Raw genomic sequence first — 205 nt, 5'->3', positions numbered from 1 at the left:
GGAGGATTCGAACCTCCGACCGCTCGGTTCGTAGCCGAGTACTCTATCCAGCTGAGCTACGGATGCATCAGGGAAACTTACTTTACTGCAGATTTGACATCGCTGCTAAAGCAACATCAGATAATATGGTGCATCCGGGAGGATTCGAACCTCCGACCGCTCGGTTCGTAGCCGAGTACTCTATCCAGCTGAGCTACGGATGCAA

General features: G+C 52.2%; 1 tRNA gene. It reads right to left on the bottom strand.

What is annotated here, in order from left to right:
- Positions 1-126: 126 nt before the first annotated feature.
- Positions 127-203: transfer RNA gene (locus tag OGX98_RS00795), tRNA-Arg, on the bottom strand.
- Between the last annotated feature and the right edge of the window lie 2 nt (positions 204-205).

The organism is Citrobacter sp. Cm046, assembly GCF_030333065.1.
In the GTDB taxonomy this organism is placed as follows: domain Bacteria; phylum Pseudomonadota; class Gammaproteobacteria; order Enterobacterales; family Enterobacteriaceae; genus Citrobacter; species Citrobacter murliniae.
This window is presented reverse-complemented; position numbering and strand designations above follow the sequence as displayed.